General features: G+C 40.9%; 20 protein-coding genes and 3 tRNA genes. 12 read left to right on the top strand and 11 right to left on the bottom strand.

Annotated features, from left to right (window positions below; genetic code table 11):
- Positions 1-99 precede the first annotated feature (99 nt).
- Entirely contained in the window at positions 100-1,821 is a 1,722-nt protein-coding gene (locus tag QMN06_RS07215; RefSeq protein WP_281969461.1) for a ShlB/FhaC/HecB family hemolysin secretion/activation protein, read from the bottom strand.
- 132 nt (positions 1,822-1,953) lie between these two features.
- Between QMN06_RS07215 and QMN06_RS07220 the strand changes: the two genes are divergently transcribed.
- The gene (locus QMN06_RS07220) at positions 1,954-2,238 is read left to right on the top strand and encodes a hypothetical protein (RefSeq protein ID WP_281969462.1); all 285 of its coding nucleotides are present in this window, start codon (positions 1,954-1,956) and stop codon (positions 2,236-2,238) included.
- 1 nt (position 2,239) lies between these two features.
- Here QMN06_RS07220 and QMN06_RS07225 read toward each other — a convergent pair whose 3' ends face one another.
- Positions 2,240-5,215 carry an autotransporter outer membrane beta-barrel domain-containing protein gene (locus QMN06_RS07225; RefSeq protein WP_281969463.1) on the bottom strand — a complete coding sequence of 992 codons (2,976 nt, stop codon included), beginning with the start codon at positions 5,213-5,215 and terminating at the stop codon, positions 2,240-2,242.
- Between the two features lie 307 nt (positions 5,216-5,522).
- On the opposite strand from QMN06_RS07225, the gene QMN06_RS07230 reads away from it, so the two are divergent.
- On the top strand, positions 5,523-5,792 hold the full coding sequence (locus QMN06_RS07230; RefSeq protein WP_281969464.1) for a BrnT family toxin: 270 nt from the start codon (positions 5,523-5,525) through the stop codon (positions 5,790-5,792).
- Positions 5,776-6,048, top strand: a complete 273-nt coding sequence (locus QMN06_RS07235) for a BrnA antitoxin family protein (RefSeq protein ID WP_281969465.1) — start codon at positions 5,776-5,778, stop codon at positions 6,046-6,048. Before QMN06_RS07230 ends, QMN06_RS07235 begins: the two co-directional genes overlap by 17 nt.
- A 245-nt stretch (positions 6,049-6,293) precedes the next feature.
- Here the strand turns inward: QMN06_RS07235 and QMN06_RS07240 are convergent.
- A tRNA-Leu gene (locus QMN06_RS07240) sits at positions 6,294-6,383 on the bottom strand.
- 156 nt (positions 6,384-6,539) lie between these two features.
- On the opposite strand from QMN06_RS07240, the gene QMN06_RS07245 reads away from it, so the two are divergent.
- The 6 genes from QMN06_RS07245 to QMN06_RS07270 all read left to right on the top strand — a co-directional run bounded on the left by QMN06_RS07245 (position 6,540) and on the right by QMN06_RS07270 (position 15,346).
- Entirely contained in the window at positions 6,540-7,745 is a 1,206-nt protein-coding gene (locus tag QMN06_RS07245) for an ABC transporter substrate-binding protein (protein ID WP_281969466.1), read from the top strand.
- A 128-nt stretch (positions 7,746-7,873) separates the two neighbouring features.
- A complete protein-coding gene (locus tag QMN06_RS07250) occupies positions 7,874-8,752 on the top strand; it encodes a branched-chain amino acid ABC transporter permease (RefSeq protein ID WP_281969467.1) in 879 nt (292 codons plus the stop codon).
- Positions 8,753-8,756: 4 nt separating this feature from the next.
- The gene (locus tag QMN06_RS07255) at positions 8,757-10,700 is read left to right on the top strand and encodes a branched-chain amino acid ABC transporter ATP-binding protein/permease (protein ID WP_281969468.1); all 1,944 of its coding nucleotides are present in this window, start codon (positions 8,757-8,759) and stop codon (positions 10,698-10,700) included.
- Between the two features lie 15 nt (positions 10,701-10,715).
- The gene (locus QMN06_RS07260) at positions 10,716-11,438 is read left to right on the top strand and encodes an ABC transporter ATP-binding protein (RefSeq protein WP_281969469.1); all 723 of its coding nucleotides are present in this window, start codon (positions 10,716-10,718) and stop codon (positions 11,436-11,438) included.
- 160 nt (positions 11,439-11,598) lie between these two features.
- Positions 11,599-12,768, top strand: coding sequence for an ATP-binding protein (locus tag QMN06_RS07265; RefSeq protein ID WP_281969470.1), 1,170 nt, complete (start codon positions 11,599-11,601; stop codon positions 12,766-12,768).
- A gap of 106 nt (positions 12,769-12,874) precedes the next feature.
- Positions 12,875-15,346: a penicillin acylase family protein gene (locus QMN06_RS07270; protein WP_281969471.1), complete on the top strand. Its 2,472-nt coding sequence runs from the start codon at positions 12,875-12,877 to the stop codon at positions 15,344-15,346.
- A 15-nt stretch (positions 15,347-15,361) separates the two neighbouring features.
- Here QMN06_RS07270 and speG read toward each other — a convergent pair whose 3' ends face one another.
- A complete protein-coding gene (speG, locus tag QMN06_RS07275) occupies positions 15,362-15,886 on the bottom strand; it encodes a spermidine N1-acetyltransferase (RefSeq protein WP_281969472.1) in 525 nt (174 codons plus the stop codon).
- A gap of 219 nt (positions 15,887-16,105) precedes the next feature.
- On the opposite strand from speG, the gene QMN06_RS07280 reads away from it, so the two are divergent.
- Positions 16,106-16,777: a DUF3313 family protein gene (locus tag QMN06_RS07280; protein ID WP_281969473.1), complete on the top strand. Its 672-nt coding sequence runs from the start codon at positions 16,106-16,108 to the stop codon at positions 16,775-16,777.
- Positions 16,778-16,791: 14 nt separating this feature from the next.
- Here QMN06_RS07280 and QMN06_RS07285 read toward each other — a convergent pair whose 3' ends face one another.
- From QMN06_RS07285 to uvrC, 5 genes are all read right to left on the bottom strand, one after another.
- Positions 16,792-19,716 (bottom strand): autotransporter outer membrane beta-barrel domain-containing protein, encoded by a 2,925-nt coding sequence (locus tag QMN06_RS07285; RefSeq protein WP_281969474.1) that lies wholly within the window; start codon positions 19,714-19,716, stop codon positions 16,792-16,794.
- Positions 19,717-19,953: 237 nt separating this feature from the next.
- A tRNA-Cys gene (locus QMN06_RS07290) sits at positions 19,954-20,027 on the bottom strand.
- Positions 20,028-20,073: 46 nt separating this feature from the next.
- Positions 20,074-20,149 (bottom strand) — tRNA-Gly (locus tag QMN06_RS07295).
- Positions 20,150-20,228: 79 nt separating this feature from the next.
- Positions 20,229-20,798, bottom strand: coding sequence for a CDP-diacylglycerol--glycerol-3-phosphate 3-phosphatidyltransferase (gene pgsA, locus QMN06_RS07300; protein ID WP_281969475.1), 570 nt, complete (start codon positions 20,796-20,798; stop codon positions 20,229-20,231).
- 37 nt (positions 20,799-20,835) lie between these two features.
- Positions 20,836-22,719, bottom strand: a complete 1,884-nt coding sequence (uvrC, locus tag QMN06_RS07305) for an excinuclease ABC subunit UvrC (protein ID WP_281969476.1) — start codon at positions 22,717-22,719, stop codon at positions 20,836-20,838.
- Here uvrC and earP point away from each other — a divergent pair.
- Entirely contained in the window at positions 22,718-23,866 is a 1,149-nt protein-coding gene (gene earP, locus QMN06_RS07310) for an elongation factor P maturation arginine rhamnosyltransferase EarP (RefSeq protein WP_281969477.1), read from the top strand. The two genes, uvrC and earP, sit on opposite strands and share 2 nt — an antisense overlap.
- Here earP and QMN06_RS07315 read toward each other — a convergent pair.
- Complete coding sequence (locus QMN06_RS07315) at positions 23,863-24,924, bottom strand: transposase (protein WP_281969478.1); 1,062 nt, start codon at positions 24,922-24,924, stop codon at positions 23,863-23,865. The two genes, earP and QMN06_RS07315, sit on opposite strands and share 4 nt — an antisense overlap.
- Positions 24,925-25,073: 149 nt before the next feature.
- Here QMN06_RS07315 and efp point away from each other — a divergent pair, with 149 nt between their 5' ends.
- Complete coding sequence (gene efp, locus QMN06_RS07320; RefSeq protein ID WP_281969479.1) at positions 25,074-25,634, top strand: elongation factor P; 561 nt, start codon at positions 25,074-25,076, stop codon at positions 25,632-25,634.
- Between the two features lie 48 nt (positions 25,635-25,682).
- On the opposite strand, the gene nagZ is transcribed toward efp, so the two are convergent.
- Positions 25,683-26,771, bottom strand: coding sequence for a beta-N-acetylhexosaminidase (gene nagZ / locus QMN06_RS07325; RefSeq protein WP_281969480.1), 1,089 nt, complete (start codon positions 26,769-26,771; stop codon positions 25,683-25,685).
- Positions 26,772-26,809 lie beyond the last annotated feature (38 nt).

Below are 26,809 nucleotides of genomic sequence, written 5' to 3' on the forward strand. Positions count from 1 at the left end.
CCTATAAAACTTACAATACCTCTTGATGAATTTATTCCGATTCATCAAAATTTAATATAGAAAATGAAAAGATATTTCTATTTTTTAGAATGCTGTCAACTAGAAGTAATAAATGGCTTGTAGCCAACCCTGTGGACTGAGTTGTCTTCCATCGGTATTGACCTGCGCGCCCGTATTGGTAAGAAGTGGGTTCGAACCAATCGGCCAGGCAAGAACTGCATTAACCTGTATATTTTGTTTTGCATACCTTATCCCAAATCCAGCACCATATAAACGATAGGTATTATCTGCTCCAGTCAAACCCTGCCAACCATCCCAGGTTGATTTATATTGCTGCACTTGACCCATATCAAAAAATGCAATCAGGGTTGAATCAATCTCGGGGACTTTTTGTTGTAATTCTAAGGTGGCAATAAACCCTTGTGTTCCACCTCCTTGAGATACGGGATAGGCTCTGACGCCGTAGGGTCCACCTAAATAAAATTGCTCGGCTGAATTTAAATTACTATTTGCAAACTGCCCCATCAAACTCATTAACAAAACTGTTTGATCACCATCAATTTTTTGATAGCGACTATACGCATAGGTTAATTTTTTAAAGTTACCTTCCGTTAGGGTTGTGGCTTGATCCGAGCTTCTTTGGTTGAGATCATTAATATGCATCTGACCGTTCGTTAATATAAGGGACCAATAAGAAAGAGCATTGAGGGAGTCAAAGAAATTACCATTAGCGCCAATATAAACATTTTGTAGGTCATAGTTACTGGTCACCGAATAAGGGATACTCGTGAGATTGAGGTAGTTCTTGAAGTCATAACCCATCACAAGACTTGTATTGGCTTGTACTCCTCTAACGAGTGGATAGTAGGCGTTCATTCCATAGGTGGCGGCATTACCCCTGGCACCGTTACTATCAAAAATACCCACGGTACGATAGTCTAAATAACTCGCACTCACGCCCAAGCCAAAGCCGGAATACCCAATGGGGCGAGTCGCACCAATACGACCATAAGTAGATCCCTCACTAGCAATACCATTAAGGCTAATTAAACTCCCACCCCCCCAATAGTCATTAATATTGAGATTGCCAATTAGCTGAGGTATGCCCGTACTGCGACTCCCATAATTAGATATCTCTGCTTTACCTGTATAGATAGGGGTATCTAATAAGCCCCCTACAAAATTGACATGATCCGTAACATCACTAGGCTCTAGGACACCTTCAAAATTAAGTCCAGCGATTTCATTGACCACCATAATACCGTGCTGTAAGTGATCAATTCTTAAAAATTCATCATCTGGCTGGTAATACTCAATAAATTTTTTAACTCGGTCTGGGGGGAATCGTTCTTCATTTTTAGTTGGCTTACGCAATACATAAATTTTATCAATTTTGACTTCAATAATTTGTAATAGGATTTGACCATCCGTGGCATCTTGCTCAGGAACAACTACTCTGCCGACATAATCTTCATCTCGATAAAAATCAGAGATGGCATTCGTCGCCTCTTCAAGCTCGGATAAAGATAATTCTTTATTTATCCAAGGCTCTACGATTTTTTTTAATTCAACATCATTAAAAAGTGTATTACCTTTGAAAGAAAATCCTTTTACAAGAATCTTTTGTTTACTGTCCGATTTTTTCTTAACAGGTGTTAGATCAACCGGTCCTGGAGTTGGTAATGGGGCAAAGCTAGGTAATTGGCGCTCTAGTTGCTGTTGAAGAGCTCCCGCATCAGGCGCTTGAGCAAAAACTGAGGAACTTATGATCTGTATAAAGAATAAAAGAAGTCCTACAAAAAATTGAACTAATAAGCACACGATAGTTATTTTAGAAAATTAGATTATTTATTTTATGAACATAAAATGACAATCTATTTAATGTAGGTGATTGAGAGTCCTATTTCTTTGTAATTGGCTTTAGAAAAGCAAATCCAAGTGAGGAAAAAATATATGAACAAAAAACCTAAATTAGAAGAAAACGAGTTTGAGTGGACAACTGAAATGACGAAAAGCTCAAAGCGCTTTAATCAATTGCCAATATCCTTACAAGAAAAGCTCAAATCAAGAACTCCTCGAGATACTCAAATTGCTCCAACTAAAATACAAACCTTTAACCGCCTATCAGTTGATGTCATATCTTCATTTAAAGCATCTAGAAAAGGTTGGCATCAAAAATCGACGGTGTTTAAGGAGAATATATCCCTCAGCACCCTGTCCTCTAAACCCAACCACTAGATTAAAATGAACTTTGGTATGTCAATCTGCCGTAATAGGTGTAATAGTTGGCATCATTAATCGAATTTTCGCCACCAATACTCATAAAAATCGAACTTGTTTTCGAAATTTTCGTGGTAACACCAATATCTAAAGCTAACCATTTGGATCCAGTCTCAGATAAATATGTGTAGGGATCATCTCCGGCTTCAGTCGCAAATGTGGTGTAAGTTCCACCCTTGAATACTTTCCACAAACTTAACCTTCCCCAGTAGTTCATCTTAGACTCACTATTAGGATCTTGATTGTTGAGCATAATACCTAGTCTTCCTCGTGAGAACTCGTCTTTTTGGAATTGCACTTCACTTGATGGAGTATCAACATAATCATTCAGACGAATTGACTGTGTCACCAACTGCGCTTGGGGAGTTAGCTTCCAGTTATAACCAATATCAAACTTTTTCCCGACTTCTACAGATGCGGTCATATCCCAACCAGTAGATTTAACACTGTCACCCGATGGAGAATCAGATTTTGCTGAAACATATCGTGTCACTTGCGCCAAGCCATCAACATACCAACCTGATGGATCAAAATAAGTTGCTGCTAAACCACCTGTTAAGCCTTGTAAAGAGGAGTTACCCATGTTGTAGACACCACCCCAGTTCCTTACATCAGCTTTCGCCGTTCCAATGGTTACAAATGGTCCAATATAAGTTCGACCACCGTGATCATCCTCGTTCTGATAGACATCAACACCAAATTGAACCGCAAATTGCTTAAAATTGAGACGTCCACCACGATCAATTTCAGTTGGTGTCACAGCACCACCACGCCCTAAAACACGAATCCAATCGCGGTCTTTATTTTCCATACCAGAGTAATTGTGCGCGACTAAATCTCCACGACGTTGATCTAATGTGTCAACTATTCCGTAGTTATAAAAACGTGCCAGTGTCGGCAAGCTGGTGTAGGTCACCACCTCAATACGTTCATAGGCGTTTGGTGTCAACTGATTAATCGGCGCTGGTGTGTCGGGTGTGTAATCAAATGGGTTCGATGGATCAGAAGTCGGTAAATAAAAACCTCTGAATTGAGATACTAAAGTATCAGGAATCGCAACCGTTCTTAAGTACCAGTTTTCGTTTGTACCTGTGACTGGTCCTCGATACAACTGATAGTTAAAGATCGAAGCTGAAATAGTGCCATCCCCAGGAAGCTTGAAAGCTCCAACAGCTGTCGTTGCTCCGTTGAGGGTATTCACTACTTTAATACCATCACCTTTGGTAATCTCTCCAAGACCACCTTTATCCACCACATCAATAAATGTGATGCCAGAAGCTGATTTACCAGAACCAGAAATGACTAACATATCTGCTGTTGGAGTTGTATCTGGAGCGTAGACGTGGGTTCTAAAAGTTCCACCCTGTCCAACATAATTACCATTCACCGTTAGATTCGTGATCACATCGTTAAAACTCGGCTGAACAACACCATAGTTCACTAAGTTGCCATTGATGGTTCCACCGCCTTGTAAAGTTCCACCACTGCCAACTGTGGTGTTCGAGGTAATGGAACCTGTCATTCTAAGAATACCCTCATTGACATTGGTAGGTCCAGTGTAGGTGTTTGTCGTGCCGTTTAACCACAACATGCCTTCACCTGTTTTATTAAAACCACCAGAGCCACTAAAAACCCCAGAAGCAATCACATCACTTGCTTGGGTATTGATCGTGCTTTGACCGGTTAATGAGACGGTATTTGACAAACTAAATGAACTATTGGCTTGAAGGGTTGTTGCGTCATACAGAGCGATTGCTCCAGAACCTATATTACTGGCGGAACTTATTGCTAAGGTTCCACCAAGAATATTTGTGCCACCACTATACGTATTAGTGCCTGTTAATTCGAGTAAACCAGTATTCGTTTTTTCTAAATTACCCGATCCAGAGATTGCTCCAATATAAGCGCCATCATGTGATTGATCGAAGCGAACGGTACCATTATTGGTGATAGCACCAGGCAAACTGTTGGCATTGCCCTGCAAGGTAGCTCCTGAATAAACGCTTGCCGATCCTTGATAAGCACTATTTGCTTCATTGGTCAGTATCAAAGTTCCCTGACGAACTTGTGCGGCAAGAAGACCTTCAATGCTTCCTGAAATAGTCCAAGTTCCCGGGTCATCTTTATATAAATACTGGAAGTTAGTCATATCACTACTCTCGAGACCAACCCCTGATCCTCTAAAGTAAATACTATTGGTACCACCACCACCATCAAAGGTACCAGTGATCTTACTACCTGTATAAAGGAACAAATTATCACTACCGCTTCCAAACATTAGACTGCCGTACACAATCGCTGATTCACGGTTATAAAAATCGATGCCAGCACCCGTGTTTCCACCAATGACGTTTCTGGTTAAGCTAGGACTATTCGGAACACCGGTTGCGGAAACAGTCCCGCCTGTTGAAATAATTCCGTAGTTATCTATGGTTAATTTTCCAGCTGATTGCTGCCATATAGCTGCTGCATTACGAGCATGAATCGTTCCGTAGTTGAGAATAGTATTATTTACGCCTTGAGGATTAACTGCTTCGGCACTGCCCTGAGTTCCTAAAGATAAAACCTGACCACCCGAGTTAATCGTTAATGTTCCACCATTCCGAAACTCAATGGTATTACCGCCCGTGTTATACCTACCAGAAGAATTCGTTGAGTTATTTTGAACAATGCCATTAACAGTAATATTTGCGCCATCTCTCAATGAGATGGCAGAGGCATTCCCTGAACTGATACCAGAACCTGAATTAACTGTAATGGTTTGACTATCAGCACTTGCAGAATTACCGGCGCCATAGGTACTTGTATAAGGGTTCGGTGAATTTGTGTCACAAGTCGCAATACTTCCAACTTGAACACAATCAGCCCAAGCGTAAGATGCAAAACAAGCAAAAAGAAAAATGGATACTGCAGGGGTAATTTTTTTGATAAGCATGAATAGCAAACGAAAGTAATTTGAAATTTATCCGCTAATTATATCAATTTCAGCATTACTGACAAATCTTTAATATCCAAATATAAAGACGGAGTTGTAAACTTTACTGTACCGTATAGGGGTACTTCCGACCTTAGCCTATTAAATAGTCGTGCCAAAACTAGTGAGTTTTGTAGATTATCGAACGAGCTCGTAACTTAAAATAATGTTTCTGACAGTTATTTGAAGCATTCTTAATGACCTTATTTATCCTATTGTTATTTATCTATATTTCAGTTACCATCTAATAGTAGATACAATTTGATGTATGGATATTTCATATGACCCCATCAAAAACTATCGCAATATTCAGGGTCGCAATCTTTCCTTTGATCAAGTTGTAGACTTTGATTTTGAAAATGCCTTTTATGAAGTAGATAAACGCATAGACTATGGAGAAGTTAGAATGCGGGCAATCGGACTCTTAGAGAACAGACTCCATGTTTTAGTATTTACTGAGACCGTGGATGGAATTCGTGTGATTAGCTTTAGAAAAGCAAATTCTAGAGAGGAAAAAATATATGAACAAAAAACCTAAATTAGATGAAGACAATATGGAGTGGACTGCTGAAATGATGAAAAGCGCAAAACGCTTTAATCAATTACCGATGTCATTGCAAGAAAAGCTTAAATCAAGAGCTGCTCGAGGCGCACAAATTGCTCCAACTAAAATACAAACGTCTATCCGCCTGTCAGCTGATGTCGTATCTACTTTTAAAGCGTCTGGGAAAGGCTGGCAATCGAAAATAGATAGCGTTTTACGAGAATATATAAGTCAGCACCCAGTGCTTTAAATATTCCTAATAGAACAGTTGAATAAGTCGGTATTCATTGTAAGTTATGGGGCTTAAAAAAATCTAAAATGATTAAGTTCCTTACCAACCCTCTTCATAGTTAAGTAATTAATCTTCTATAAGCGAAGCGAACCGAGCCTTAGAATACATGACTTGTTGTCTTTAAATCGCAAGAATTCATGGACAACTAACAAGTGGCTGCAAATAAAAAATCCCCTTATAAATAAGGGGGTTTTATGCAACTATGGTGCCCGAGGCCGGAATCGAACCGGCATGCATGTTTTATATGCGGCAGATTTTAAGTCTGCTGTGTCTACCGATTTCACCACTCGGGCACGCGAAGGCGTCATCTTACCATACATTAGGGGGCAAACCCTTAGTGTTTTAATAAATTCTTATGGTTACAATCAATATTCAGTAATTTTGTAATTATCTTGTAATCAAGTTGTTTTTCTACTTGTATTACGTTTTATCAATATTGTGGAGAAAATATGAAATTTAAAATCCAATTATCAGCAATCGCGGTAGCTGCCTCTTTATTGAGCGCTCCAGCATTTGCCCAAACAATCAAAATCGGTGTTACCGGACCATTTACTGGAGGTTCTTCCTCCATGGGTGTGAGTATGCGTGATGGCGTACGTCTTGCTGCCAAAGAAATTAACTCAACTGGTGGTGTTCTTGGCCGTCAAATTGAACTGATTGAGCGTGATGACCAAGCTGATAACGCCCGCGGTATTACGATTGCTCAAGAACTCGTAAACAAAGAGAAAATTGTTGCTGACGTTGGCTTTATTAATACAGGTGTTGCTTTAGCTGCTCAGCGTATTTATCAAGAAGCGAAGATCCCTGTCTTTAATAACGTGGCTACTGGTACTGTTGTGACACGTCAATTCGACAAAGAGCCAGCGAACTATGTTTTCCGTAACGCAGCCCGTGATGAAATCCAAGCGCCAATGATTGTGCAAGAAGCAATTGATAAGCGTGGCTTCAAAAAAGTGGCGATTTTGCATGATTCAACAAACTACGGCGAACTCGGCAAAACTGACTTAATGAAGGCTTTAACTGCAAAAGGGATTACTCCTGTTGCAATTGAAAAGTTCAATATTAAAGATACCGACATGACTTCTCAGCTTCTCAAAGCCAAAGAAGCTGGCGCTGAAGTCATCTTGACTTACGCAATCGGACCTGAACTTGCTCAAATCGCTAACGGTATGGCAAAACTCGGTTGGAAAAAACCATTAATTGGTTCATGGACTTTATCGATGGCTAACTTTATTGATACTGCCGGTAAAAATGGTGAAGGCGCTCGTATGCCACAAACCTTTATTCAAGAAGCGAATACGCAAAAGCGTAAGGCTTTCATTGAAGCTTACCTCAAAGAGTTCAAGCCAAAGAATAATCGTATCGATTCTCCAGTATCCGCCGCTCAAGGTTACGACTCTGTCTACTTATTAGCCTCAGCTATTAAGCAAGCTGGTTCAACGGATGGTGAAAAGATTCGTGAAGCTTTAGAAAACCTGAATGAAAAAGTAGCTGGTATCGTTACTGTCTACGACAAGCCATTTAGCAAAACTGACCACGAAGCGATTACCGACAATATCCCAGTCATGGGTGAAGTCAAAAACGGTAAGGTGGTCTATGCTTATCAAGAAGATGCGGATAAGGGTTCAGATATTCGTTTGAAAAAGAAGAAGTAATCTTTAACTCTTCAAAAAAGCGCTACTTTTTGTAGCGCTTTTTGTTTTTTTGCTACTTTTTTTATTATAATTGCACGTTATTAATTTTTTTGTCACTCTTTTAGTATCTTAAATTCTCGGAAAAATCCATGGAAATTCTGATTCAATTAATCTTTAGCGGAATAGCACTCGGCATGATTTATGCGGTAGTTGCTTTTGGCTATCAACTGACCTTTGCTACTTCTGGCACTTTAAACTTTGGTCAAGGTGAAGCGTTGATGCTCGGCGCCCTAGTTGGTCTGACCTGCGTGGATACCTTAGGCATCAACTACTGGCTCATGATTCCACTGGTATGTATCTTTGGCGCGCTTCAAGGTAGTTTGGTTGAAGTGGTTGGTGTTCGTCCTGCCATCAAGATTAAATCCGAATTCGGTTGGATTATGTCCACGATTGCCCTCGGTATCATTTTCAAAAACGTGGCAGAAAACGTCTGGGGTCGTGATGATTTACGCTTCCCTTCCCCGCTTCCTGAGGAGCCCTTTCAGTTTTTAGGTGCGAATATCCTCCCAATGGAAGTTCTTGTGGTAGTAGGGGCTTTACTGATGATGTTATTGGTTGAATGGTTTAACCGTAAAACTATTTACGGTAAAGCAGTTGTTGCGACTTCTAACGACCGGGATGCTGCTAGCCTCATGGGTATTAATACGGGCGTAGTGATTATGTTCTCCTACGCGCTGTCATCCATAACAGCAGCGTTTGCTGGTGTTTTAATCTCTCCTTTAACCTTGACCGGTGCCACGATGGGTGCATCGCTGGGTCTTAAAGCGTTTGCGGTAGCCATTATTGGTGGTCTTTCTAGTGGCTTCGGAATTATTATCGGTGGTCTCATTTTAGGAATTGCTGAAACCACTACTGGTTTTTATATCTCGACTGGCTATAAAGATGTTCCTGGCCTTTTACTCCTTCTGCTTGTTTTGGCATTAAAGCCATCGGGCCTGTTCGGTAAAACTGCGATCAAGAAAGTTTAAGTTTATGAATTCATCAAAAATTATTGCAATCGCTTTAGCTATCGTTGCGCTTTTTGCGTTTCCGATCTTCTTAAATAATGATTACTACATTCATTTAGGTACGACAATCCTGATCTACATCATTTTGTTGTTTGGTCTTGATATCGTGGTTGGTTATACCGGGCAAGTATCTTTAGGTCATGCTGGCTTGTTCGGTGTTGGTGCCTACACAACGGGCGTACTCTTCTTCCATTTGGGTATGCCGTTCTATGTCACGGTTCCTGCGAGTATTGTTGTCACTGCAATTTTTGGTGGTTTGTTAGCTCTACCCGCACTCAAGGTGATTGGTCCATATCTTGCGATGGTAACCCTCGCGTTCGGGACTATTTTGCAAATTTTGATTAATGAGATGAGCTTTTTAACGGAAGGTCCAATGGGGATCAAACTGTTAAAGCCTTCTTTATTTGGCCCTGAAATGGGTGAACGCGAGTTCTACTGGTTAAGTGCTGTTGCTATGCTGGTCTCTTTAGTGGTGGTTCACAGAATCTTAAAGTCCCAACTGGGTCGTGCCTTTGAAGCACTGCGTGATAGTCCTGTTGCCTGTGACTGTATGGGTGTTTCTGTCTACCGCTATAAGGTCTATGCCTTCGTCATCAGTGCTGGCTTTGCTGGTTTTGCTGGTGCGATGTACGCTTACTCAGAAAAATATATTTCCCCAAACACCTATAACAATGAACTTACCGTTCTATTCCTTCTCGGTATTATCATGGGCGGTCGTAAATCACGCCTGGGTGCGATTTTAGGGGCGGTCGTCATTGTTCTGTTACCGAAACTCTTAGATGATATTAATCTTTTCAGAATGGTTTCGATTGCCCTTGCGGTCTTGGTTGCCCTAGGCTCCGCCGTTGCCCTATCAAAAGGTATTACCACGCGTAAAAAAGTCTTAGCTCCTGTCATTGGGACAATCGCACTGGCTATCTTCTCTCTCTGGCTCGAAAACATTACAGATTGGCGTTTGAGTATTTTTGGTGCCATGATTTTATTGGTGGTCTACTATCTCCAAGAGGGTATTGTCGGGTTCTTTAGGAACTTTACAAGTGCTCTCAGAGCGAAAGTTGTTCAGGCGCAAGATCTTTCAGCAAGTGCTGGTGAAGCTGATGCCAATGTGATTCATCAAGCTGCTGTCAAAGATACATCCGCACCAATCCTCACCATTGAATCGATCTTGATGCAATTCGGTGGTCTAAAAGCCCTGAATAATGTCGATATCACGATCAAACGTGGCACGATTCATGGCTTAATTGGCCCGAACGGCTCTGGTAAGAGCACGATGATGAACGTTTTAACCGGTATTTATATTCCAACGGCTGGTGATGTGAAGTTTGAAAATGAAACGGTTGTAGGGAAGACTTCTTCTGAAATCGCCCTTTCCGGTATCGCTAGAACTTTCCAAAACGTGCAACTGTTCGGTGAAATGACGGCCCTTGAAAATATTCTCGTGGGTCTGCATCACAGCTTTAACTCGAATCTCTTAGATGTTGCTCTACACTTACCTCGCTTTACGAATGAGGAAAGCTCAGCTCGTGATCGTGCATTAGGCTTATTACACTTTGTTGGTCTGGATAAGCTCGCGAATGAGGAAGCTCGTAATTTACCTTATGGTAAACAGCGGATGCTAGAAATCGCTCGTGCTCTTGCACTTGATCCTAACCTGCTTTTATTAGATGAGCCTGCAGCAGGTTTAACTGCTCCTGACATTAAAGAGCTTTTAGCGGTGATTCGTAAGATTCGTGATCATAGTATTACGATTATTTTGATTGAGCATCATATGGACGTGGTCATGAGCGTGTGCGACAAGATCTCTGTTCTGGACTTTGGTCAGAAAATTGCTGAGGGTGTTGCTCAAGAAATCCAAACGAATGAAAAAGTGATTGAGGCCTATTTAGGTGGTCAGTCAACTACAGCCTGAGAATAAAGGAAGACTATGTTATCCATTAAAAATCTAAAAGCTGGCTACGGTAAAGTTGAAGTGCTTCATGGTATCAGTATTGAAGTTCCTAAAAGCCAAATTATTACTTTAATCGGTTCGAATGGCGCTGGTAAAACCACGACGATGCGGGCGATTACGGGCATGATTAAACCCACTGCTGGTGAAATCACGCTTGGCAATGAAAATATCACTGGTGTTGAATCTCACCGGGTGGCGCGCCTTGGCTTGGCTCACTCCCCTGAGGGACGTCGTGTGTTCTCAACGATGTCGGTGACCGATAATCTGCTTCTTGGGGCATTTCCGCGCTTGACTGGCAGTCGTCCAAAGGGTGATGTCAAACATGACCTCGAAAAAGCGATGGAACTTTTTCCGCGTTTAAAAGAAAGACGGACGCAATTGGCGGGAACATTATCTGGTGGTGAACAGCAGATGCTTGCAATGGCTCGTGCGGTGATGCTAAACCCCGATGTGTTTTTGCTTGATGAGCCTTCTATGGGGCTGGCTCCAATTTTGGTGGATGAAGTATTTAAGATTATCCAACGTCTCAAATCCGAAGGTGTCACGATGTTACTGGTTGAACAGTTCGCAGCTGCCGCGTTAAACGTTGCTGATTATGGCTATGTGATGGAGAATGGTCATATCAAAGTTCATGGTCCAGCAGATAAACTCAAGAATGATCCTGCAGTGATTGCCGCTTACTTAGGTGGTAGTCACTAAAGGTAATACGAATCAGTCTAAGGGGGCTTTGGCCCCCTTTTTTGTTATTTGAGGGGCAAATTTAGATTTTCTTCCTATAGATAAGTTATTGATTTTATAAGGGTTATTGAGCCATATGTAAAATTTAAGTTTCAAACTTAAATTTTACATATAATAAGTCATGATTCCACGAAATGCCGCAGAAACCTTACTTCGTCTAGCTAAAGGTTTTCCTATTATCGCTATTACCGGACCACGACAGTCCGGAAAGACAACGCTTGCCAAATCAGTGTTTAACAATAAACCTTATATCAGTCTTGAAAATTTAGATGAACGATCCTTTGCAAATCAGGACCCTAAGCGATTTTTAGCACGTTTTCCAGACGGTGCAATCTTAGATGAGGTACAACGCTGTCCCAGCATACTTTCATGGCTTCAAGGTTTTGTGGACGAGCGTCAGCGAATGGGGGATTTTATCCTCACAGGCTCCGCACAACTCGATTTAATGTCAGGGATTAGTCAAACTCTTGCAGGACGCGTGGGTCGTGTGGAACTTTTACCGTTTTCAGGCAAGGAGTTGGTGGGATATGGTTTATCCAACGATTTAAATACCCTACTTCTGCAGGGTGGCTTTCCGGCTATTTTTGATCGTGATGTTAGCTTAGAAGATTGGTTCTCCAACTACGTTGCAACTTATGTTGAAAGAGATGTGCGTCAAATTTTAGCGATTCAAGACCTCAACCGCTTCCAAAGATTTATTCGATTATGTGCCGCTCGATCTGCACAACTTCTCAACTTAAGCTCCCTTGCAAACGATTGTGGCATTACTTCTGTAACAGCTAAAGAGTGGTTGAGTGTTCTTGAAGCCTGTTATTTAGTAAAAATCATTCATCCCTATTATCAAAATTTTGGCAAACGGCTTGTAAAAACACCTAAGTTATTTTTTCTTGACGTTGGCTTAATGGCTTGGTTGCTTGGCATTAAACACAGCTCTCAACTCGAGCTACATCCACAGCGAAGCCATTTATTTGAAACATGGGTTGTCACAGAATTTTTAAAGGATATTTATAACCAAGGCTCTCAAGCGCCTCTATTTTTTTGGCGTGATCAAAGTGGGCAAGAAATTGATTTGCTCATTGAAAGAGAAAATGGCCTTCAAGCGATTGAAGTTAAATCAGGCGCCACTATCACTAGCGATTGGCCAAAGACAATTTCGTTATGGCAAAAACATACGAATAATACAATACCCCCACTCATTATTTATGGGGGCCAAGGAGATTGTATGAAAGAAAAAATTCACTATCTCGGGTGGCGATCACTCTGCGAGTCGGATTTAGAGTCATTTCAATAAGAATGATTAGAGTTTTGCAACCTATTTCTGTCGGCTTGGATCATGTATTGGTCATTCAAAATATGTTCAAAAAGGCTACAATCAATCCATCATCTAAGCAATCACTATGAATTTTTCGTCACCTATCTACTTCTTCATTCGTCTGAGTAAATATTTCTTTTGGCTAGTCCTTTCCATTGGATTGCTGATCGGCTCGTTGATTGCGTTCTATTCTTTTGATGTCAAAAGCCTTCCCAATGGTTCATTTAAAAGTGTCTATTTGCGAGATAAAACGAGTGTGGTGTTTGACCAAAGTGACGTGGCTCATATTCAAGCGAAATATCCAAATGACGCCTATTTTGCTCTTGGCTACTTACATGCCCGCGAGCGTACTTGGCAAATGGAATTTAACCGTCGTTTAGCTTCAGGAACCCTCTCCGAAATTCTCGGGGGAAAAACAGTTGGTATCGATCGTTTCATGAAAACCATTGGTATTAGGCGCGCCGCAAGAACTCAATATGAAAACTTACCGAGCGCTACAAAATTAGCGCTAGAGGCCTATTGCAACGGCATTAATGCTGGATTTGCAGATCTTGGTTGGGCTTTACCTGTGGAATTCTTTCTCACTGGATCAAAACCTGCTCTTTGGACGCCGATTGATAGTGTCAGCTGGTCGCTCATGATGGCTTTGGATTTAGGTGATAACTGGGGACGTGAATTTTCCAGGCTTCAACTGGCTAAAAATATGACAACTGCTCAAATCTGGGAGATCATACCCCCCTATGTTGATGAGTCTGCTACTACTAAATTAGACTTTGCCAAGATGTATCAAGATGCGAATATCTTTACTCAGTCTGAGACTGGTCAAGCACAGCAGCGTTCCTCTAATGATCAGTTACAGGCTTGGTTACCTCAAGGCTCTGAAGGTAAGGGCTCAAATAATTGGGTCATCCAGGGTTCGCGTACTGAAAGTAAAAAACCCCTCTTAGCGAATGACCCTCACCTTGGGCTGTCAAGCCCTTCTACGTGGTATTTTGCTCATCTTCAAGCGAAAGATCTCAATGTCATCGGCGGCACGATTCCTGGTCTTCCTGGTGTTGTTCTTGGATATACACCTAATATCGCGTGGGGCTTTACTAATACGGCTCCCGATGTTCAGGATCTTTATATCGAAGCAATTAATCCCAACAATACGGTTCAATATAAAACTCCTACAGGATTTGAGTCCTTTAAAGTTAGACGAGAAAGTATTCTTGTCAAAGATAAAGAACCAATTAATTTTGTAGTTCGTGAAACACGTCATGGTCCGGTGATTTCTGATGCATACCCCCAAGTAGCGAAAGTAATAGATACGAATCGTTTTGTTTTAGCATTACGCTGGACAGCTCTAGATCCACAAAATCAATCCATTCGCGCTTTAATCGATATCAATAAAGCTACTTCCTTAGAGGAGTTAAGAGGCAGTCTAGAAAATTATTATGCCCCGATGCAAAATGTGGTGATGGCGGATACCGATGGAAAAATTGCTTTTGTAGCTGCTGGTGTTGCTCCCAAGCGCATGAAGGAACAAGGGATGGTGGGTGTTGCTCCCGTTTTCGGTTGGGATCCAAGCAACGACTGGAAAGAATATCTCAAGACTCAAGAACTGCCCCACAACTACGCCCCAGACAAACCATGGGTTGTGACCGCTAATCAAAAGGTAGAAGATGCCGCGACTCCATTTACTTTAACGGCAGATTGGACCATGCCTTACCGCGCCAATCGGATTGTTGAATTACTAGAAAAAAATAAAGTTCATGATCTGAGTGGGATGCAGACAATTCAAAATGACACGGTCTCGCTCGCCGCGCAACCTCTTCTCAAACTGTTTCATGAAAGTTCTACCTCAAATGATTTAACAGATCCAGTTCGACAGGAGATACAAAACTTTCAAGGTGATATGAGCATGAATAGCTCAGGGGCTCTCATTTTTAATGCCTGGGTGGATCAATTGACGAGAGCTGTTTTTAGTGACCAATTAGGTGATGCGTTTGATCGCTTATACCCAAATAAAGGTCTGCGTGATGGTCTACTCAATGTAATAAAAAATCATCCGGAGGTGTGGTGTCGTCCTCGTAATCTCCCAGATATTAAAAACTGTGCCGAACTCAGTAACCTCGCAATGGATCGTGCGCTTAACTACTTAAATCAACGCTATGGTAAAGATCCTAAAAAATGGCAATGGGGAGAGGCTCATCCTGCAGTGGGGGCTCATAAACCATTGGGTCAAATTTCTGTTTTGAGTCATTTTTTTAACATCAGTATCCCATCAGTCGGTGATGGGCACACCATCAATGTTGGCGCGATGAGCTATAAAAATCTAAAAGAGCCCTACAGCTCTGGTGTTGCGGCAGGGATGCGCGCTGTTTATGATTTATCGAATTTAAATCAATCAACTTTTATCGGTTTTGGCGGTCAATCAGGCTGGGTCCAAAGCCCTCGCTATAAGGAGTATTCCAACACATGGAGCAAAGGAAATTATCTACCTCTGATGATCGATCCTAAAGACTTTAAGTCCTATCAACTTCAATTAAGTCCCGATCAATCGCAATCAAAATAATAGTCAAAGACATCTTTAAGAATAATTTTTAATTTCTAAATATTCATTCTGAAAAATCGCCATCCGAAAAGCATCCCGATAGTTTCCATCAACAAAGAATTCTTTTAATAAAACACCCTCTTTTTTGAAGCCGAGTTTTGCGTAGACATTAATCGCACGCTCATTTTCAGAATCAACGACTAAATATAGCTTGTTTAAATTAAGTGTTCGAAACGCATAATCCATCGCCATTTGTGAGGCAATGGTAGCAAAGCCCTTACCTTGGTAATTAGGACTAATGATGATCTGAAACTCCGCACGTCGGTGAATGTGATTAATCTCAACCAACTCAACCAATCCAACTGATTTTTTTTCTAACTCCACTACAAAGCGACGCTCACTTTGATCATGAATGTGTTTTTGATAGAGGTCAGATAACTCCTCAAATGCTTCATAGGGCTCTTCAAACCAATAATGCATAACGGTTTCGTTATTATCCAATTCATGAACAAAACGTAGGTCTTCACGTTCAAGCGGTCTTAGTTTTAAGTGTTCTTTCATGAACTTACTCCTAAATAAACTTTTTAAATTTGTCCATCATATTATGCAAAATGGATAAGACATCTCAATGATTCCAATTAACCCTACATATTGATCTGATAAAAACACTCATTCTCTTATCAATTTTCAAATATATCGCAATAAGTATTCATTGAGTTACTTTAATGAATTACCATGAGAGACTTACAACATATTATTTAAACTAAGAATAGGTCATTCATGAACACTTCCAAATCTTTCAAAATGATTTATTCTTTGACAGCTTTTCTTCTCATTGATCTATTCGCAGGTTGCAGCTCAGGTCCACAAAAAACTCAATTAGCCGCCCCTAATTCAGGTTTTTTGCCTAACTATGAAATTTTGACACCTGTAGCCATTAAGGATCCTGATGTTCATTTATGGCGTTATAGAAAAAGTGGAATGACTTCGAACTCCTATCAAGCCGTGATCGTTGATCCCATCATGATTAATCATGAACCGAATCAGAAATTAACTCCTGAGGTTTTGGCTTCAATCAAAGCTGAGTTGCAAAAAGATATTTTGGATTCTCTTCGCAATCGCGGCTTTAAGGTTGTGAATGAACCTGGCCCTGGTGTCGCTAGACTTACTGTAGGTATTACCGGTGCTGATTATGCGAATAATGGTAGTCTGAGACCCCGCGACTTTACTCCTGTTGGACTTGTGAGCAATGTCGCTGGTCGAGCCACAGACTTAAACTCAAAGATTCCCGCCATGATCTTAGAAAGCAAGGTACTTGATAGTCAAAGCAGAGATATTTTGAGTGAAGGATTAATCACGATTAAAGGTGAATCATTCAGAACTGGATCTGGCTCCGTGGACTCTTTTGTAGAAATGACTAAAAAATCAATTCGCTTAGCACTTCAAAACTGATTTATCGAGTTGTTCTACAGTCCCATTTGATACATCAATAAGATAGATGAGCTTCCGATATTGCTAAATGGTGCCTGCATATATAAATAGCTTAAGTTAACTCGCTGATTTTTACCTAAATCATATGCTAGGCCTAGATTAGCTGTTGGTCGTGTTTTTTTAGAGTTACTGAGATTGATGTCTGATAGACCGATGATCCCAGATGCAGAATAATTTCCACCATGTTGATTGATGTCCTGCTCGATACCTAAACTTCCATATACATGGGTATATTGTCCAATAAGAGCATTAGACTTCAGGCCTAACAAAGCAGAGCTTGTCTCTTGTGTTAACGCATCTACGGTTAGTGGCGCAGTTACTTTTGAACTAGATTGCTCAGTGTAAGAACTTCCTGCCACCTTGGTATATCGTAAACCTATGTATGGACTAAAGCTCAAATTTCTTATCACTGGTATTTGATACTCAGAGGTAATCGATGCCCCTTGGCTGTTGAGGCGTGTAGTGCCTGTACCTGGCTCTGTGCCATTGATGACAGGACGCGTAATACTGATATCTTTATCACCATACTCAACGGCCACTCGTACTGAAATCACTCTATCTTTTTCTGGACTCCATACGCCAAACAAACCAATCATTGGTCTATTATTACCATAACTAATTCCCGAACTAAATTGATTTGCAGAAAGATTTTGATCCAGAAATCCGCCAACTCGAAAGTTGGGGCTTAAACGGTAAGACCCAATTAATAGAGCATTTGTGGAATTTTCTGAGGTGTTCACTACTGTGTATCTACCCCCGGTAGATACACACATTTGATTTGAATTTGAAATATTGCAATCGTAGTTAAGTCCAGCATTTAATGCCGAACTTTGAATCGCATAAACGCTCTGAAGTGCATTCGCTGTTGCCGCTATGGAGTCTTGAACATTACTCAAGGTAAAGGGATAAATTGTGTAATACACATTATTGCTATCGTAATTAACCGCTGAAGCTAAATTACTATAACCACTTAAATTAGTTGAGACGGTATCAAACTTTCCTGATAAGCCACCTGTTGTTGTAAGAATCGTATATTTTTTGGGTGTGTATGTACCTGTTGTTGCGATTAGCTCAAGTGACCCAGCTACATTCGCTGTTCCAGGACTACCGGATATAGCTAACTGACTATTTTGGGTAGGATTAACCTCAATTGAGAGTTTGCCATTCGACGATTGTGTGTATGCGCCACTGAGGGACAATGTACCAATCGATCCCCCTGGCCTAACAACACCATCAATAAATATTGCACCGGCAATAGTTCCATGACCGATCAAAGTTGCCTGATTGTTGACGACGACATTCGCTACTAATGAGGCATTTGGATTATTGGCATCCCCAATAGCTAATGTGCCTCCTGTTACAGCTACTCCACCACTAATAATGTTGTTTGAGGCATTGAGGGTGGTTGTACCGGTTTTGGTTGGATCAGAAATAACTAATTTTGTATTATCAGTTGAAGTAATCGCTCCATTGTAAGTAGCCTTATAACCATTGGAGTTTAGTGTCACACTACTTCCTGATAAAGAAATGGGGGCAGTGATTGCAACAGAATTTGTTGCTAAAAGTGTTCCAGAGTTAAGGCTAATGGAGGACGCATTGACGAGGTCGTTGAGATTCGTTGTCGTATTTGAAACAACTGGGTTACTGATATATGGATCTACTTTCATACTCCAACAACCTGTACAAGAATTATCTGCATATAAGCTATAACTGAATGCACCATAGACTCCAGAAGTTCCGGTAATCGTAAAGCCTGTACCTGTAATGACTCCCTGGGATAAAACACCAGTTAAGCCCTGTAAGACATTGTTATAAGTACCAGTGGCAATTGAAGAAGCCGCAATACTTGATGTTGAACCTGAACTATTGGTGTAGGTAATCGGTGAAAATCCGGTTGCACTACCGTAAATACCAAAGGCCATTGCACCACTAGGAAGTGCAAGGACAGATAGTTGACCATAGCTCGTTGGTGAACGAATAATGACATTGTAATTAACTGGCAAGATACCCGCATAGGTTAAAGCACCAGCAGTATTACCAACGCCTTGTAAATTGTTTAAGGCCTGAATCGTACCGTTATTAAGAATACCAACAGACGGAGCACTAACTGATCCTCCAACACTCGACATCGTACCAATATTAGTAACACTCGAAAGAATAGTCTGTGTTTGAAGACCGTCAATAATATCTGGAGAACTATTCTTTAAAATGGCACTATTTTGTCCATCAACTAACATCGTACCTGTGTTTACGATCTTTGAACCTGCACTACTATTGGAATTTTCAATTAAGACAGTATTGTCTGTTGGGGTAGTGTTACCCAATGCTGAAATCGTGCCATTATTAGTTATATCTAAAATGCCGCCAGCAAGATTTCTGAATAAAAGTGATGGATAGTTTGGGGTAACTGTACCAACAATGTCCGTGGTTATTGATCCATTATTTAAAAGGGTTGTGGATGGCAAATAATTGCTCTGGGAATATCCATAAAATGGAGAATTAGAGACAATTCCAAATTTGTTGCCAGAATCAGGAGAAGTGATCTTTATTTCACCTAAAGTATCATTAAAGAGATTTAACCCACCCCAAACATTAATCATCACTTTTGCGGGTCCTGTAATTGAACCGTAATTATTCAGCGTTAAAAAACCTCCATAATCGATCGTTGTAATAGCTGAACCATTCGTTATTGAAGAATTATTGACAATCGTTGCACTTGAAAATAAGTTAGTAGGGGTAAAGGTATCTAAATTAAAAGTTACACTAGTTTGTGGGATTGAATTAGTCCAAGTACATTCTGAACTAAGGACTCCAAAATAAGAACTTGGAGTTGCACAAGATGCCCACACAAAGTTTGGTGAGGATAAAAGAAGAATTACCGTCAATAGAAGGCAATTCATACTTGTATTGTAAGTAACCAATAAACGAAAAAACGATCTAAATCTGATGTGTAAATTTATGCGGATGAATGTATTAAAAAGGTACTTAAAGCAAGAGATCATATTCAAACATTCAAAAAAGGACTATAGGATTAATACGAACAAAATTCGAAATTCTTTACCCCAATAATGGCATTTATCGTCATCTGAAAAGAAATCAGTTTTTTACAGGGATTTTATGTGGTTATTAAGGCTTTTTGGAGGCGCGAGAGGGAATCGAACCCCCGTTCAAAGCTTTGCAGGCTTCTGCCTAACCACTCGGCCATCGCGCCATTTGTGCGGAATAAAAAGGGAAGCTTTTGGCTTCCCCACATATTCTGGAGCGGGAGACGAGGCTCGAACTCGCGACCTCAACCTTGGCAAGGTTGCGCTCTACCAACTGAGCTACTCCCGCATATTTATTTAATCTCTAATTTTATTCAGAAATCAAATAAGTCTTATATTCTACCAAACTTTAATTTAAATATCTAGTGTTATCCTTTTTCAATAATCACTTGTTTGGCTTTTTGCAAATAATAGAACATCGACCATAAGGTAAGTAAAGCAGCAATCATAATCAACCACTTACCTACTTGACCACAATTGATCCCAAATAACGGCCCATCATAGAGTAAAAAACTAATTGCAATCAGCTGCATCGTTGTTTTGATTTTGCCTAAAAAATGCACGGCAACACTGGCTGAAGCCCCCATTAAGGCCATCCACTCGCGCAGTGCTGAAATTGTAATCTCACGACCAATAATAATAATCGCTACCCAAATCTGCACACGATCAAAGTTGAGCAAAACGAGTAATGCCGCTGCAACGATTAATTTATCAGCAACAGGATCTAAAAAAGCGCCAAAATTAGAGGATTGCCCCCACTTTCTAGCAAGGTAACCATCTAACCAATCCGTTGCAGCTGCCGCAACAAAAAGAATCGTTGCCAATAAGTTCTTGTCAGCTAAGCTAATGACAGAGTCTGGTATGTAATACATCCACACTAAAAGGGGTATGACTGCAATGCGTAACCAAGTGAGAAATATAGGAAAGTTAAATGGCATGCAAATTATGTTGTTTGAATAATACGAAAGAATACCATTAGTGTAATTGTTTATAGATTTGCTGGGCTAAGCTGGTCGAAATACCCTCAACTTGTGAGAGCTCTTCAATCGTTGCTCCAGCTACTCCTTTAATTCCTCCGAAGCGAGCCAATAACTTCTGTCGACGCTTGGCACCTATTCCTTCGATTTCTTCTAGGCGGGATACATTACGGGTTTTTTGACGTTTGGCACGCATCCCAGTGATCGCGAAGCGATGTGCTTCATCACGGATTTGCGCAATTAACATTAAAGAGGCATTCTCGACACCTAATCCCAAAGGCTGTCTGTCATCTGCAAAGATCAATGTCTCTAAACCAACCTTACGCCCTTCTCCTTTGGCAACGCCAACAATGAGGCGAATATCAATCCCTAACTCGGTGAGCACTTGCCTGGCAACTTCAACCTGACCTTTTCCGCCATCTACTAAGATGATATGAGGCACTTTTTCTGGGGGCAATTCTTGAAAGGCTGCATACCGCCTTCCCAATACTTGTTTCATCGCTGCATAATCATCGCCTGGAGTGATCCCTTCAATATTAAATCGCCGGTACTCTTTATTTTGCATAGCGTGATTTTGATAAACGACACAGGATGCTTGCGTGGCCTCACCGGATGTGTGACTGATATCAAAACATTCGATACGGAGTTGCTCTGTATCTTCGATTTCTAGTTGTAATGTTTCTATCAATTCACGGGTTCGTCGGTGTTGTCCACTATTTTCATTGATCCGCTTAAGTAATGATAACTCTGCATTGTCTTGTGCTAATTTGAGCCAATGCCTTCTCTGCTCTTGGGGTTGGGTGATGAAATGTACTTTTCTTTTGAGGCGTAAAGACATGGATTCTTGCAGTAAATCGCCCTCTTCTCCAAGCTCAATATTCATCACATAACTGCTGGGCAACATTTTGATTGCGCCCTCTACTTCAAGTGCTGCTTCATCTAAATAGCGCTGCGCCATAAAGGAGATGAGGTAATCTTTTAATTCAGATTGCATATCACCTTGCACCCTCACGACACTGGGAAAATAGGCATGATCACCCAAATGTCGTCCGCCTCGTACCATCGCCAAATTAACGCACACTTGTCCCATCTTTTCGACAACGGCTAAGATGTCAATATTCGTTTGACCATCAGCTGCTACATCCATCGATTGTTGTTGTAAAACATTTGATAAATCTGCAATGCGGTCCCGCACTGTGGCTGCTTGCTCAAACTCCAAAGCCTCACTATGTGCCAACATTTGTATTTCAAGATCTTGCATCACACTAGAGTGATTACCTTCTAAAAAGGATACTGCTTTTGCAACGTCTTGAGCATACTCTGATATCGGAATTAAACCAACACAGGGTGCACTACAGCGATGAATTTGATGCAATAAACAGGGTCTACTACGATTTTTAAAAACAGTGTCTTCACAGGTTCTTAATAAAAATACTTTTTGCAAAATTTGCACGCTATTACGCACTGCCCACGTGTTCGGAAATGGTCCAAAGTAGGTGTTCTTTTTGTCTGTTTTCCCCCGGTAAGAGGTAATTCTTGGAAATGCATGTCCTGTGATCATGAGATACGGATACGACTTATCATCCCGGAACAAAATATTGAATGGGGGTGCTAATGCTTTAATTAAGTTGTTCTCTAAAATTAAAGCTTCTGTCTCCGTGCGGGTAATCGTGGTCTCAAAATCTTCAATTTTGCTCACCATACGCTCAATCCGCGGTGATAATTGCGTTCTCTGAAAATAGCTTGAAACGCGTTTTTTGAGATTTTTGGCTTTACCTACATAAAGGATATTTTTTTGCTGATCAAAAAATCGATATACTCCAGGAAGCTCGGTCAGTTCCTTGACTTTTTCCTGTAATATTTCAAAGGTATTTTGAGTCATGCGCTTTGATATTTTCTGTCATGTTGTTGATCATTTGGGTGATGCTGGTGTATGTCTTCGTTTGGTAAGGCGTCTGGCGTTAACTCACTATACTTCTGATGATCATTTTACGTCTTCTGATAAAGATTCCCTGCGACTCTTTTGCGACCAGCCGGAATTAATCAAAAAATTAGCTGGCGAAGAGGTCCTTCGTGAATTAATTACTCATGGGGTGGAGATTCTACCGTGGGAATCGGCTAATCAATCACTAAGTGCGGAAATATTTCCCGATGTCGTGATCGAAACGTTTTCTTGTGAACTCCCTACGGAATATCTAACTCAATTAAAAAACATCCATACCCCACTGATCATCAATGTGGAATATCTAAGCGCGGAGTCCTGGACGATTGAAGCACATGGTCTTCCATCCCCTCCAAGTCATACCGATGATTGGCTGAGATATTTTTATTATCCGGGTTTTACTTCAAGTTCTGGTGGTCTGTTACAAGGCAAACTGCCTGCAATTGAAGATCATCAAGAATATGTTCCAAGATCTCTTGAGCAAGTTTGGCGCCAACTAAGGCCTTCTTCAGAGGCAAAAAGGGTCTGTGTATTTACTTATGGGGGCGATAAGTTATTGCGTTTACTTGATCAATTACATGCCAGTCACTTACCACTAGATCTTTTGTTTTGCGATGAACCCGCCATCCAAACTGCTGAACAATGGTTAGGTTGGCCTCTAACCAACCCCGTAACACGCAATCATTTACAGTGCATTGCCATGCCATTTATCCCGCAAGATGATTTTGACTGGCTTTTGCATCACTGTGATCTGAATTTGGTCCGTGGCGAAGACTCTTTTGTTCGGGCTCAATTTGCCGGTAAACCTTTTATTTGGGATATTTACCCTCAAGATATTGATGCACATCTAAAAAAATTAGACGCATTTTTAGAGGTTTACCTGAAAGATGCCACCCCAAATGCACAACGGGCTGTTCTTGAAGCCATGCATTGGCAAGAATTTTCTCATTGGTGGCCCTCTCTTCATGCCATGTCGCAACATGCCATGATGTGGCGTCAAGAATTAATAAAATCCCAAATTCATGGTGATTTAGCCATCCGTTTAAGAGACTTCATTCAAGAGAAATTGACATCCTCCCCGCCCTAAAGGACGGGGATTCCTACTGCTAGACGCTCATGTCCGAGCGCGAGAATATTTCTGGCCGCATTGAGGTCGCGGTCATTGACCGAACCACAATCTGAACATGCCCACTCTCTTATTCGCAAACCTGCTCTACCTTTCGGACTGTTGCTGTTGATACTTTTGCAACACGAACAAGTCTGGGTTGTATAAGCTTCATTCACTTCCTCAAATACCACGCCAGCGTATGCGCTTTTGTATTCCAACATCGTTTTGAGTGATGACCATCCAGCGTCTAACGTAGATTTAGCCATCTTGGTTTGAATGAGACCCTTGCTACTGACCTTTCCAACAAAGATCACACCATATTCTTGTGTGAGCATGGTTGAAAACTTGTGCATCGCATCTTTACGTCGATTTTTAATCTTCGCATGAATGTTTTTTACTTCTAATTTCTTATTGGCTCGTTGCGCAATACCTAATCGTTGTTCCAGCTTACGATATTCTCTGCCAACTAAGCGTTGGTTATCGCTCGTAACAGCACACTCTTTGAGCCCAAGGTCGATACCGACTGATTTTGTTGCTGTATTTGATTTTGTTTCGACTTTCACCGTAGCGTTGAAATACCAACGACCACGCGAGTCGTCTGAAAATGAGCCAGAACTAAGCTCGTAGTCTGCCAAACCATAACTATCCCAAACATTGAACTTGAATCCAGAAAATCGTAATTGTCCACCTTTGTAGGAAATGCAATCACTGCGAAATGGTATCCAACCAAGTGAGCGATGTGAACCTTTCGATTTTCTCCAGCGTAGTTTGAGTTTCTTGAACTGCTTACGTCTAGTTGCAAATTCATGACAAACCATTTGTACACTTGCAGAGTTGAGATTCAATCCTTCTTTACCAGCCCCAGCAGTGTATTTTTGCAAGTCATAACCAGACATAAGTTTGCCTGTTCTTTGGGTATGCTTTAATGATAATTCGTTGCAGTAATTCCAAACAAAATTCACCTCGTTCGCCAGCAGACGCAGTACTTTTGCGTGCTTATCTTTGATGCGAACTCGGATTGTTTTGATGGATGCCATACTGTATATTTTAACAGTACTTTACCGTTGAAGCAATAGATATATAAGCTTTACGAAATTCATCCCCCACCTGAAGGAAGGAGATTTCTTTCGGACTTTTGTTAAAACAGGGTTAAAATACTAGGTTTGATATTCAAAGGAAATAGACGATGAAAATCGCTCAAGATGTTCGTGTAGGAAACGTTGTCATGATTAACAACGAACCAATGGTAGTTCAACGTACTGAATATAACCGCTCAGGCCGTAACTCTGCCGTTGTTAAAATGAAATTTAAAAATTTGATGACCGAAGCACCAAACGAAGGCATCTATAAGGCTGACGATAAATTTGATATCGTCATCCTCGAAAAGAAAGAATGTACCTATTCTTATTTTGCTGACCCGATGTATGTCTTCATGGATACTGAATATAACCAATATGAAGTTGAAGCTGAAAACATGGGTGATGCTTTGAACTATCTGCAAGATGGTATGACTGTAGAAGTCGTATTTTATGAAGGTAAAGCTCTTTCTGTCGATTTACCAACCATGATTGTTCGTAAAATCATTTATACAGAGCCTGCAGTCAAAGGCGATACTTCTTCAGGTAAAGTCATGAAGATGGCAAAAATTGAAACTGGTTATGAATTACAAGTACCTCTGTTTTGCGGAACTGATGACTTGATTGAAATTGATACACGTACTGGCGAATATCGCAGTCGTGCCAATTAATTCAAGTTCTTGATAAATGTCATTCAAAAGGAGCCTAGGCTCCTTTTTTTAAACCGCAATTAAGCCGTAACTCTGGAGCAACATCTTCGCTTCGGAATACTGAATCTCAAGTTGCAGTGTTTTCCAGGTATGTCCTGGGTTGGACGGAAATAGTCGAATTAAACGCTTCTTGGACATCGCAAATAATTTTTCATTGATCTGCAAATGCGCAAGTAATTGATCAGCTAGCTCTGGACGATTGCAAATCAAGACGGCATCACAACCAGCTTCAAGTGCCGACTGGGCTCCTTGCACGACATTCCCCATGACAGATGCACCTTTCATGGAAAGATCATCACTGAAAATAACACCGGTAAACTCCATTTGGCGTCGCAAAATATCTTGTAACCACTTCTTAGAAAAACCAGCAGGTAACTCGTCTACGCGGGGATAAATCACATGGGCAGGCATGACAGCATCTAGGGTAATCCCCAAATCTAAATAAGGCCTTGCATCGTTTTTGAGAATGGTTTCTAAAGAACGATTATCTACCGGAATATCTACATGTGAGTCGGCTTCTGCAAAGCCATGTCCTGGAAAATGTTTTCCACAGTTTTTCATGCCAGCAATCAGCAACCCATGATTTAAACTTCTCGCCAAAATCGAAACGATACTCGGCTCAACATGAAACGCTCGATCACCAATCACTTCACTATTGCCATAGCCTAAATCTAAAACGGGTGTAAAACTAAAATCAACGCCACAAGCGAGTAATTCTGAAGCGAGTATATAACCTACTGCCGTGGCTGCTTTCATGGCTAAAAGAGCGGTTTCTGCTGGTGTGTGCAAGCCTTTTGGCAACTGTTTCCCACTCCATAAATAACCTAATCGCTGCATGGCGGGTAAATGGGTAAAGCCATCTGTTTTACAACGCTGTACTCGACCACCTTCATGGTCAATTGCAATAAGCACATCTTCTCGAATCGCTTTGATTGATTTAGTCAGTTCTGTTAACTGTGCTCTAGATGCAAAATTACGCGCAAATAAAATGACACCGCCAGTCAATGGGTGAAGGATTCTGGCTTTGTCTTGTTCATTGAGAACCAAACCTTCAACATCTAAAACCACAGGCCCTGGTGAGTAATTTTTCTTTTTCATATCGATATTTTTCTGTTTATCTTCGTTCAAATTCACAA

The sequence above is a fragment of the Polynucleobacter sp. SHI8 genome (genome assembly GCF_027944005.1).
In the GTDB taxonomy this organism is placed as follows: domain Bacteria; phylum Pseudomonadota; class Gammaproteobacteria; order Burkholderiales; family Burkholderiaceae; genus Polynucleobacter.